The 10,218-nt window shown below is 50.9% G+C and carries 10 protein-coding genes; all 10 read left to right on the top strand.

All coding sequences use genetic code 11. From position 1 onward, the window contains the following. Positions 1-211: 211 nt before the first annotated feature. Entirely contained in the window at positions 212-1,183 is a 972-nt protein-coding gene (locus tag AAC019_RS15300) for a GTP-binding protein (protein ID WP_339900027.1), read from the top strand. Positions 1,184-1,538: 355 nt separating this feature from the next. After that, positions 1,539-2,693 (top strand): hypothetical protein, encoded by a 1,155-nt coding sequence (locus AAC019_RS15295; RefSeq protein ID WP_339900026.1) that lies wholly within the window; start codon positions 1,539-1,541, stop codon positions 2,691-2,693. A 170-nt stretch (positions 2,694-2,863) separates the two neighbouring features. Next, positions 2,864-4,735 carry a serine hydrolase gene (locus AAC019_RS15290; protein WP_339900024.1) on the top strand — a complete coding sequence of 624 codons (1,872 nt, stop codon included), beginning with the start codon at positions 2,864-2,866 and terminating at the stop codon, positions 4,733-4,735. 338 nt (positions 4,736-5,073) lie between these two features. Then, positions 5,074-5,433, top strand: coding sequence for a hydroxyisourate hydrolase (gene uraH / locus AAC019_RS15285; RefSeq protein ID WP_339900022.1), 360 nt, complete (start codon positions 5,074-5,076; stop codon positions 5,431-5,433). Positions 5,434-5,549: 116 nt separating this feature from the next. After that, complete coding sequence (locus tag AAC019_RS15280) at positions 5,550-6,665, top strand: glycoside hydrolase family protein (RefSeq protein WP_339900021.1); 1,116 nt, start codon at positions 5,550-5,552, stop codon at positions 6,663-6,665. A 332-nt stretch (positions 6,666-6,997) separates the two neighbouring features. After that, the gene (locus AAC019_RS15275) at positions 6,998-7,372 is read left to right on the top strand and encodes a MerC domain-containing protein (RefSeq protein ID WP_339900020.1); all 375 of its coding nucleotides are present in this window, start codon (positions 6,998-7,000) and stop codon (positions 7,370-7,372) included. Further along, on the top strand, positions 7,366-7,770 hold the full coding sequence (locus AAC019_RS15270; RefSeq protein WP_339900019.1) for a TraR/DksA C4-type zinc finger protein: 405 nt from the start codon (positions 7,366-7,368) through the stop codon (positions 7,768-7,770). Before AAC019_RS15275 ends, AAC019_RS15270 begins: the two co-directional genes overlap by 7 nt. Then, complete coding sequence (gene zigA / locus AAC019_RS15265; protein ID WP_339900017.1) at positions 7,760-8,965, top strand: zinc metallochaperone GTPase ZigA; 1,206 nt, start codon at positions 7,760-7,762, stop codon at positions 8,963-8,965. Before AAC019_RS15270 ends, zigA begins: the two co-directional genes overlap by 11 nt. Beyond that, a complete protein-coding gene (locus AAC019_RS15260; RefSeq protein ID WP_339900016.1) occupies positions 8,965-9,627 on the top strand; it encodes a DUF1826 domain-containing protein in 663 nt (220 codons plus the stop codon). Before zigA ends, AAC019_RS15260 begins: the two co-directional genes overlap by 1 nt. Further along, the gene (locus tag AAC019_RS15255) at positions 9,624-10,103 is read left to right on the top strand and encodes a DUF2796 domain-containing protein (protein WP_339900015.1); all 480 of its coding nucleotides are present in this window, start codon (positions 9,624-9,626) and stop codon (positions 10,101-10,103) included. The genes AAC019_RS15260 and AAC019_RS15255 overlap by 4 nt, the downstream gene beginning before the upstream one ends. Positions 10,104-10,218 lie beyond the last annotated feature (115 nt).

The raw sequence follows: 10,218 nt of genomic DNA, 5'->3' as shown, positions 1-10,218 counted from the left end.
GGTGGACGGTGGACGGTGGACGGTGGACGGTGGACGGTGGACGGTGGACGGTGGATAATTTTGTGCGGCACTAAGAACCTGTCAAGGGCTGCTGTTGGCGCTGAGCATTTTGCCCAACCTCCCGTAACCCGTAACCCTTAACCCGTAACCCGTAACCCGTAACCCGTAACCCGTAACCCGTAACCCGTAACCCGTAACCAGCAGGATCTCCATGACGACTATCCCCACCAATATCATCACCGGCTTTTTAGGCGTGGGTAAAACCACCCTCATTCGCCATTTGCTAAGCCAAAAGCCCGAGCAAGAGTGCTGGGCGATTCTGGTCAACGAATTTGGCGAGGTTGGCATCGATGGTGCGCTATTAAGTGAGGGCGGTGCCACCGTTAAAGAAATACCCGGCGGTTGTATGTGTTGTGTGGCGGGCCTGCCCATGCAGGTGGGGCTAACCCAGCTATTGCGGCAGCAGCAGTTTGACCGGCTAATCATCGAGCCCACCGGCCTCGGTCACCCGCTCGAAATACTGCAAACCCTTAACGAGCACTTTCAAAACGTGATCGAGCTAAAAGCCTGTTTAACCCTTATCGACCCCCGCCACTTTGTCAGCCAAAGGCACTTAGACAACGACACCTTCCGGCAGCAGCTGGAGGTGGCCGATGTACTGGTGATCGGCAAAATGGATTTAGCGAATAACGAGCAACTAACCGCCATGTACAAACAACTAGACCAATGGCAACTGCAGCAACGGCCACAGGTACAAATTAAACAAGGCCAACTGCAACCACACTGGCTAGAAGGCGAGCACCAACAACACAGCCCACTGCCCGAGCCCGGCCACCACCACGGGGGCAACTACCCTGCCGCCACCCTGCCCACGCCAACGGCCGAGCAACCGATCATCAGTAAACAACATCAGGGGCAGGGTTACTTCAGCGCCGGCTGGGTGATACACCCCGCCAAAGTATTTGCCCTAGAGCCACTATTTAACTGGGTAAACGGCCTCACCTGCGACCGGCTAAAAGCCGTGCTGATTACCGACCAGGGCATCATCGCCCTCAACCTCGCCGACGGCGTGGTTAAAATGTTAGAGCTGGATGAGTGCGAAGACAGCCGGTTGGAGATTATTCATCATCAACCGCTGGATTGGGGTGCATTGGGTGAGGAGATGGAAAGGTGTTTGGAGTGAATGGGGGATGGATGACGGATGACGGATGACGGATGACGGATGACGGATGACGGATGACGGATGACGGGCCAGGAGACAACAGGCCGGCCATATAATCAACAGCCCAAAGCCCTATGTATCCGTCGGCTAGCCAAAGCTTGCCCTAGAGCGAAAAAGTCATTACATTCTTTATTCATTAAAGCCCGTCGCACTTTCCCAGACATGGAGCTGTCAAAATATGCCTATTTCCCCTCTGTTTTCAACGGCTTCTATATCCAACTTCATCCCTTTTCTACCGGAGATAGGGTGATAGGCGAAAGTGCGACTGAGTCGCATGAATTAGCTGTTATGCAGCAGCAGTAGAAAAGGGATCGAAATGAGTTTTATTTCAAAGCTAAAGTACGCACCAATCAAAGATCTCCTGGAGTTGATGAAAAGTGAAAATAGACCAAAAGGGTGCTTGAGCTATGACCTAGTGACTGAACTTAAACCTATAGACCTATATTGCTATTTTTATGCTAAATATGGCCCACCAAATGGGCTGCAAAACATGCTGAGGAATAATTCATCTGACAATCTAATTCACTGGGAATGGACGTTTTTTATAGGCAATTCTGTTGTTACCTTTCAGTCGCATAGTGTTAGGACGGAGCTTCATTTTATTGGCGAACTTAGTAATCCCCCAGATATTGGAGTTGTTGTAAGTGAAATTAAAGATGATTTTAAGAGCTATGGGAAAGGTATAAAAAAAGTAAGATTGAAACTTGAAAAATGGACAAGATATGTAAATCCATTTAACAGACTCCAGGTGGTTGTAAAACAAACAATAAAGAACATTGGTCAGCTCAATATAGATATTGAAAGCGATAGATCCAAAATGACTTTAACAACCCCATCCGGTGTCGGCTCTGAGGGTTTAGTTGAGGGCCTTTTAAGTCGTTACAATAACGCAGTTTGCTACTATTTCTCTCTCAAATCTATGCTACCTGTAATGGCCGAATCTTTTGTCAATTTAGTAATTTTTATCTTAGCGAGAAAGGAAATAAAAGACAATGATCGGCACTTTCAGAATGTAATTCGGCAGCAAATAGACATTAGAGTTCAGTCGCTGCATCTTAACTGTGTGGGATTCAAAGGAGTGATTGATTATTCAAATGAAAAATGTAAAAGATTTCATTCTATAATTAACGAACGAAACGATATTCTACATGGCAATATGGATCTAAAAAATCTAAGAATTGGTGATATATATTTTAATGGTAATGTACCAATATTTACAGAATATGATGACCTCTATTCAAGGACATCTGGAGTCTATCTTAATTCAATAAAATATGACTCTATTATCAGTGATTATGACGATATTATAAATTTCATAAACTATATAATGGACCATCTAGAGCCGAGAGAAAAAGTTTGCATCGAACAGCTGGCGTTTAGGCGAGAGATTGGCGTTAATTCAAAAGATGGAAGACTCGGTGCTTTACTTCCAGATCACATGGCAGATTTTCGAACGGTTAAAAATGCATAACCGGGCGTCATAAGGCCAAGTTTCCCACAAAAAGTAGACGTCATCGTTGAAACCAGAACTCGGCACACCTAAGGACCCAGCGAGAGCGCCTGAAAACAGTTTTATCAAGCCAGCCATTATAATTTTCAGTTTTTCTGCCAACGTAGGAACCCTGTATTTTAAGGATAAAAATGACGAGACAATTAAAAGACCTTCAAACGAGCCACGGTTTTTTCTGGCTACTGCTCTCAGCCTTACTCGCTAGCGCATGCACTTACGATGATGAAGCTAAACCAAGAAAAGGTCAGGATCAGTCCACACCCGAGTCACCCCTGGAAAGCCCCATTGCCAACTACAACAACATCAAAGATGACGTTTTTCTAACTCGCTGGACATTACTGGAGCCCATCCAATTTGGCAGCACCGAAAAAGACCTAGAGGTTGCGCACAGCCAGGATCTAATAAAGGTCGATGACCTGTGGGAATCAATACAAGCAGGAAAAACCACCCTAGACAATGAGCAACATAATTGGAAGACTATCCATTCCGGCTTCAGTTATATTCATTTAGATCGATACCTTGAGCCTACAAAATTCGCCTATACCTACGCGGCCGCTGAAATAGAATCCAGCGAAAAAGAGAGCGGATACTTTGGTATGGGCAGTAACGCGGCACTAAAAATATGGCTTAATGGTGAGGTTATTCATGAGAGCCCCATCAGCACTGACATAAGCCCTGACCAATACCTTGTGCCATACAACCTTAAAAAAGGCGAGAATCAACTCATCATCAAAGTGTTGCGTGAAGACAAGGGTTGGTCTTTTCTCTTTAGGCCATTAAGTAAAGCCGCAGCAGACAATGCTTTTGTAAATTTATCCCCCACGCTATCCAATGACGAGCTTGACCGGTTTGTTCAAAGCGGCATTAATATCGACGCAAGCAATAATTTAGGCCTAACGGCATTTAACATTGCCACTCGCTCGGGCGATACCGAGCGGCAGAGCGCGCTTATAGAGCGTGGAGCAAACACCGAAATAACCGCGCCAGATGCAGCTGTACAAATCTCTAATTACTTTGACAGCCTTTACTATAAAGGCTCATCGGGATTTTCATACTTAATTGCTCAAGATGGCAAAATACTGGCTAAAGGCGGTCGGGGCTTGGCTAACATAGCCGCTAACATGCCTAACGACACCGAAACAAGATTTCGGGTTGGGTCAATCACCAAGCAGTTTACCGCTGTGTCTGTTTTGCAGCTGCAAGAGAAGAACCTGTTGTCCCTTAACGACCCGCTAACCAAGTACTTTCCCAGTTTATCAAAGACTACCTCTGTGACACTTAGACATATGCTGAGCCATACCTCGGGCTTATTTGAGCCAGATGGATCTACAGCGCCGTTTAGCCAGTCTATCGAGGCGGCCGATTTTATTAAAATACTAGAAAATCAGGACTTGTACTTTAAGCCGGGCGAGCAGTGGCGTTACAGCAACGCCGCCTATGTCGTATTAGCAATGATTGTAGAAAAAGTATCCGGCCTTTCCTTCGGCGAATACGTAAAGGCCAATATATTTTTACCACTGGGAATGGAAAACTCCGACATTTATAGCAGTAGCCGGCCCGTTACCAATGGGGCGACAGGCTATGCGGTGGTTGACGAACAGACCGTTAAGGCTTTAGACACGAGCGTGTCGGGCTTGCACGGAAACTGGACGGGAGCCAGCGGCTTAATCTCGACAGCCGAAGACCTTTTTATTTGGAGTGAGGCTTTTCATAACGGACACGTCATTAGTGACAAGGCATACACCGAGGCAACATCTGCAACGGTATTCCCCAACGGGTTTAAGCCCTATGTAGACTACGGTTTTGGTATAGCTATTGAAAACATTGCCGGCCACAAAACCCTCGGGCACGCCGGAGAGTTGCCGGGGTTTCATGCGGAATTATTGCACCTACCAAAAGAGAAGTTCACCGTGGTTTTTTTGGCAAATACAAACCGATGGGAGTTAAAGTATAAAGCCCGCACGGTGGAGAAAGTAATTCAGGTTATGCTTGATGACGAATAGCCGGTTTTTTTGAACTTATAACTCCCCAGACGTCGGCAATCAAACCTTGCAATCGACATCGAAGCACCGATTTTAAGTCCTCTGCAGCCAACCGAGCGGAGGCCTATCATAGGGTACGCCAAGCTTTTCCAGCTTTTCACTGATGAGAAGCTTGGAAACATACGCGCCCTATTATTTATCTGCCACCCCGAGCGCGCGACAGAACAACGCAACATTTTACCTTGCTTAACACAACCAAAATTGCGCGGCCAACGTAATTAGCAGACTGCCCAATTTTAACTGCGGTAAAAAAGATGATGAAACAAGTTCTATCGGTCCTTTTGCTACAGGCATGCGCCGTGGCGGCACTAGCCGCCGATAACCCTCTGAGCGTACATGTACTCAACACCCAAAACGGCCTGCCGGGGCCCGATATCCAGGTAACGTTAGAGCGCCAGCAAGACGATCAGTGGATTATGCTGGAGTCAGGCAGAACGAATGCCCAAGGACGCATCACGGCGCTTTACCCCAGCGACAAAAAGCTGGTAGAGGGTATCTACCGCGTCACCTTTAAAACAGGGGCTTGGTTAAAGCAGCAAGAAACGCCGACCTTCTTTCCAGAAATTCCGGTGGTTTTTCAAATTGACGGAGCGCTTGATCACTATCACATCCCTCTGCTTTTAAGCCCCTACGGTTACTCTACCTACCGCGGCAATTAAGGTTTGTAAATTTATCGCTGTGGGGCCGTAAACACAGCGATAAACTCGCCTGCAGGGCTCGTCCATATGGCCAAACTCCGGTATCTTGCACTACAAAAATACCTAAAGGAAAAACCATGAGCCTTAGCAACTTTGCCCTGACGCTGCTGGCCGGTGCCCTACTGTCTGCGTGCAGCAGCCAGCCATCCGGTACCGACACACCTACCAACCACGCAGCACAATCCTGTGAGGGTAAAAGCTCACTGCGCATGGTGGACTATTTTTTACCTATGCCCTTAGGCAACCAAAGCTCTGACGTGTGGGGTGCGCCGGGTGTTTTACCGCGCGATATTGATAACGGCCTGGAAAGTACCAAGCGCCAGCCGGACTGGAACTATTGGGACGGCAAGATCATTAAAGCCCCTAACGGCAAATACCATTTATTTGCCAGCCGCTGGCCGGGCGAGCTAACCCATTACGATTGGGCCAAATCGGTGGCGGTACACGCCGTAAGCGAAACGCCCAATGGCCCCTACCAAAACCCGCAACAACTTTTTACTGACCGCGAAGGGCTTGGGCACAATATTACCGGCGGCGTAATGCCCGATGGCCGCTACTATGTGGTCGCCAGTGATGCCGGGCGAGCGGGCGATGTGTTTATCTCGGATACCATCGACGGCCAATACGAGCTGCAGGGGCAAGTCACCATGGACGCCAATGGGCAAGATCTGGATCGCGCCGGCGCTAATGTCAGTATTATTGTGCGCCCCGACGGTAAATTTTTGCTGGTATCACGCCCCGGCATTGTGATGATCAGTGACGATATTATGGGCCCCTATGTCGCCCAGGGCCCCAGCATTTGGCCCACAATTAAGGGTTACGACAACAGCAAAGCCGAAGACCCGATTGTGTGGTACAGCGGCGGCTTGTATCACATTACCCTTAACTGGTGGGACATCCGCAAAGCGCGCCATTTGGTATCGCGCAATGGCATCGACAACTGGGTGGATACCGGCATCGCCTATGACCCGCGCTTGGGGTTTGAGTACACCGACGGCTCTAAAAACACGTGGAGCCTACTGGAGCGCCCAGGCGTGCTGGTGGAAAACGGCCACGTTACGCACTTTACGTTCTCGGCGCTGGACGTAAGCAAACCCGAGGATGTGGGAAACGACAATCACGGCAGCAAAGTGTTGGTGGTACCGTTTGACGGCAAATGTTTTGATACCGCGCTGGAGCAAGCCATACCCTGACGCCGCCATAGCGGTTGATTTAATCAACCGCGCCCCTCACACACGTTGACAGGCACATACCATCAAAATGGAGTGAACAACAGCCTAACCTTTTGCACGACTCGCCAGTTGCTACCGACTCGCGCTTGCCACCTAGGTAACCACGGACTGCCGTAAGCGCCGGGCAATACGCGCACAGCAATTCAGGTTCACCACACGTCTCTTAGCAACAACAGGCGATAACCCGCCCCCTCCCAAGCGCCCTGATCGCCCCGCACTTGACCGATACCAAACACTGCAGTATTGTTATGCTATAACATTGCAATTTAATACCAAACAGATGGGTAAAAATTATGAAAGACGAAGCCGCGGCCATTTGCTCTGGCCTGTGCCTCATTCACTGTATCGCCACCCCTGTTCTGCTATCGCTGGGTGGGCTGGGGCTGGTGGGGAGTTTATTCACCTCCGAGTGGGTGCACGTCGCCCTATTTGCCCCCATTGCAGCGCTGGCCGCCACCAGCCTACCCAGCGGCTGGAAGCGCCACAAACGCTGGGTACCCGGCGCGGCTGGTTTTACCGGGCTTGCTTTGTTGCTGGCGGCATTGTTCGCCCCGCACGAGGCGGAGGTGGTTCTCTCGATCAGTGGCGGGCTGTTACTAATGGCGGGCCATCTAAGCAATCGCTTTCACTGCCGTCGGGGCGCGCCGTGCGAGAGTGCCACATGCTAACCGAGCAACAACTGTGCAAAGCGCCGGCCGCCGACTACATGAATGACGCCCAGCAGGCATTTTTTAAACATCACCTGCTGCGCCTAAAGCAACAAACTCAGGCGCATATCGACGCCATTAAACAGCAATTGGCAAATCCGCCCGAGTGCAACGACGAGGCCGACCGCGCCCAATACGAAGACGATATGTACCTCAACCTGCGGCTGATTGATCGCGAACACCGCTTGCTGCGCAAAATCGACAGCGCGCTGCGTCGCCTGCAAACCGGCGAGTACGGTTATTGCCTGGAGACGGGCGAGCCAATTGGCATTGCGCGGCTATTGATCCGGCCCACAGCGGAATACGGCGCCGACGTAAAAACACTCAGCGAACACAAAGAGGCCTTTTATGCCCATTGAGAATAAATTGCCGGTCACGGTGTTATCCGGTTTTCTTGGTGCAGGTAAAACCACTGTGCTTAACCACATTTTGCACAACCGCGACAATCGCCGGGTGGCGGTTATCGTAAACGACATGAGCGAAGTGAATATCGATGCCGATTCCGTGAAAAACGATATCACCCTTAACCGGCGTGAAGAAAAACTGGTAGAGATGAGCAACGGTTGCATTTGCTGCACCCTGCGTGAAGACCTCTTACTGGAGGTGCGCGCTCTGGCCGAGTCGGGAAAGTTTGATTACCTGTTAATTGAGTCGACCGGCATCTCCGAGCCTTTGCCGGTGGCCGAAACTTTCACTTTTGCGGATGAAGATGGCGTCAGCTTGTCAGATATCTCCCGGCTAGACACCATGGTAACAGTGGTGGACGCCGTCAATTTTAGCGCCGAGTATGAACACGCCAAGGATTTAAAAGACTCCGATGAAAACCTGGGGGAAGACGACGAGCGCAGTGTGACCGACTTACTGGTCGAGCAAGTCGAGTTTGCCGATGTGATACTTATTAGCAAAACCGATCTGGTAGACGAACAGGCGCTGCGCCAACTGCAAGGCTTGCTGCGCGGGCTTAACCACGATGCCGAGATTGTGCCTATCGCCAACGGTGAAGTAGCGCTAAATAAAGTACTGGGTACCGGGCGGTTTGATTTTACACGCGCTCAGCAATCGCCCTTGTGGCTAAAAGAAATACGCGGCGAACACACACCGGAAACCGAAGAGTACGGCATTGGTAGTTTTGTCTATCGCGCGCGCCGGCCGTTTCACCCGCGCAAATTTTTTGAGTTTATTCAAAACCCCGCCGCCACCGGCCGCTTAATTCGCTCTAAAGGTTATTTCTGGCTCGCCTCGCGGCCTGAGTTTGCCGGTCAGTGGAGTCAGGCCGGGGGCATCGCCCGCCACGGTGCGGCGGGAATGTTTTGGCGTGCGGTACCCGAACAGCACTGGCCCGAAGATGAAGAGGCCTTAGCGTTTATTCGCGAAAAGTGGCAAGAGCCCTTTGGCGACATGCGCCAGGAGCTGGTGTTTATCGGCCAGGGGCTGGATCAAAATGCAATGACGCAGGCGCTGGACAACTGCCTGCTCGATGACGACCAGCTTATTCGCGGCAAAGAGAGCTGGAAGCAACTGCCCGACCCGTTTCCGCGCTGGAGCGACGCCTAATGCAAAACACTGCACACCCGATACCGCGGCCCGAGGGCTTAAGCCAAGACTCAACAGCCAGTGTATTTACCGAGCTGTACCGCGCGTGCGTTAACCTATGCGTGTGGCAGCGCCCACTACCCGGTGCAGTACACACTTACAGCGAGTTTTTGCTTACGCACTACCCCTACGCCACCGAGATACGGCTAACAGGTAACGTTGCAACGCTTAGCCGGGAACTGCCGCAACAATTGCCCAGACACCCACAGGGCACCGCTTTTATCGACGACATCTGCGCCCTTGCCGATATGCTTACTTGCCTGCTCGCCGCCTCGGCTATTGGCTTGCGCTTGTGTGTGGCAAGCCAGGCCACCTGCCCGCGCTTTCACGTTGACAGGCTCGGTTGCCGTTTAATCACCACCTACCACGGGCCCGCCACCGAGTGGCTCGACAACCAAGACGTCAACCGGGATAAACTGGGCCGAGGCGCAAACGGCAAAGCCGACAGCGAGTCCGGCCTGTATACAGCGGCCGCTGCGGTGCAATCAATGGCCGCCGGCGAGGTGGCGCTACTTAAAGGCGAGAGCTGGCCGGGCAACGAAGGTCGCGGTATCGTACACCGCTCGCCGCCGCTGCCAGCCAAACAAAAACGTCTGTTTCTGACTATGGATGCCATCTCATGAAATATCACCTGATTGCCTTCAGCGCAGCGTTGATAACCACCACCGCGTACGCGCAGCAGCATCACCACACTCACGGTAAAGCGCAGCTCTACCTCACCTACGCAAGCTCACAGTTGCAAGTGGAATTTAACAGCCCCGCTATGGATGTGTTGGGATTTGAAGGCGAGCCCGCTACCGACCAACAAAAACAAGCTGTGCAACAGCTTAAACAAACACTGAGCAAGCCAGCGGCGCTGTTCACCCTGGGAGGCAACCGCTGCAGCTTACAATCCCAACACACCGAAATCAGCCAGGACCACCACAGCGACGTTCACGCCAGCTACCAGTTTGCGTGCGAGGGCGAACCGGCGCCGGATATTTCACTCACATTATTCGGCCAATTCCCCTCACTGCATCAGGTTGAGGGTTTTGCCATTATTAATGGCAAACAACAGTATCGGGTGCTGGACCCTGACTCTGAGGTATGGAAGTTTTAAAGGCAGGTTGTTTAGTGCGGCCTCTTGCAGTTCTCCTTTTTATCTTCTCGTTTCTATTGTTTCGTTACTGTTTTTTCGTTACGGCCGTCTCGCCCCATAATCGTTCCGGTGCACC

It is taken from the genome of uncultured Gilvimarinus sp., assembly GCF_963975215.1.
Lineage (GTDB): Bacteria > Pseudomonadota > Gammaproteobacteria > Pseudomonadales > Cellvibrionaceae > Gilvimarinus.
This window is presented reverse-complemented; position numbering and strand designations above follow the sequence as displayed.